General features: G+C 42.2%; 1 protein-coding gene. It reads left to right on the top strand.

Annotated features, from left to right (window positions below):
* Window positions 1-91 precede the first annotated feature (91 nt).
* Entirely contained in the window at window positions 92-1,111 is a 1,020-nt protein-coding gene (locus tag C9I89_RS22195; RefSeq protein WP_107285492.1) for an IS110 family RNA-guided transposase, read from the top strand.
* Window positions 1,112-1,371 lie beyond the last annotated feature (260 nt).

Genomic DNA, 1,371 nt, shown 5'->3' with positions numbered 1-1,371 from the left:
TGATGAGATGGTCTCCTCCCTCTCCCAAACGGCGTCATAATGCGCCAAGATAGTGTTGTTTCTACTATCTGAAATCGAGAAGGATAAGACCATGGTTAAGCATAAGATAATTGGTATTGATCTGGCAAAAAACAGCTTCTATTTGTTCATTTTAAACAAAGATGGTAAAGCAGAGAGTAAGAAAAAGCTTACTAGAACAAAGTTATTAGCCTACTTAGCTCAGCAAACCAAATGTACCGTGGCCATGGAAGCTTGTGCTACTTCTCATTACTGGGCCCGTGAGATACAGAAATTAGGCCATTCAGTCCAACTGCTGCCAGCCCAACATGTAAAAGGGTATTTACGAGGACAGAAGAATGATTACAACGATGCCCTAGCAATTGCGGAAGCCTGTCTACACGGAGCTATTCGGCCAGTACCGATAAAGAATATTAAACAGCAAGATGAACAAACGTTTTTGCAGATGCGCCGACATTTATCAGCTGAACGTACTCGCCTAATTAATCATGTTCGAGGGTTGCTTTCTGAATATGGGCTTATTTTAAATAAAGGTAGTACGGTACTCCAAAGTGCATTACCAGGTATTTTAGAAGACGCTAATAATAATTTGACAGACAAAATGCGAGCACTTGTGAATAGGCAATATTATCAGTTGGTCGCATTGGAAGATGAGTTGTCGTGGTATGACAAGCAATTGAAGCTTGATGCGAAAAATGATGAAGTTTGCCAACGCCTTATCAAAATCCCTGGTTTTGGCCCTGTTGTAAGCAAAGTTGTTAAAAGCTGGATGGGTGATGGAAAACAGTTCCAGCGTGGTCGTGATGCATCTGCGGCTTTGGGACTTGTTCCTAAACAATTCAGCACTGGAGGTAGAGATAGATTACTTGGGATCTCAAAGCGAGGTGATAGCTATGTCAGATCTCAAGTTGTTCATGGGGCAAGAGCTGTTGTTTGTCGAGCATCAGAAAAAAATGATCCATTGAGTCTGTGGATCAATCGCTTGGTCGAAGCTAGAGGCTTTAACAAAGCCGTCGTGGCACTAGCAAATAAGTTAACCAGGGTTGCCTGGGTAATAATTGCAAGAAATGAGCAGTATATTGCTGTTAAATAAACATAGATCGAGGGTGTAAAAGACACTCTCCAAAGATTGCGATGGCAATTGGTAAGATGAAAAACAGGTAAGACCGGCATATTGAAAACCTGAACTTGACCATGGCAAAGAATGCCGTTGTAGTGATAAGGACAATATGCGCGAATGTCTCATCAAGGCCAGAGATGATAATCTCATATACAGGCCGGATATATGGAAGCCAACCTGTCCCTTTTATTGAACCAGATGCCTTGCAAGCCGGGAGGTGACCATATATGGTC

This window comes from Photobacterium lipolyticum (assembly GCF_003026475.1).
GTDB lineage: Bacteria > Pseudomonadota > Gammaproteobacteria > Enterobacterales > Vibrionaceae > Photobacterium > Photobacterium lipolyticum.
Note: the sequence above shows the minus strand (reverse complement) of the source record. Positions and strands in the feature narration are given on the sequence as shown.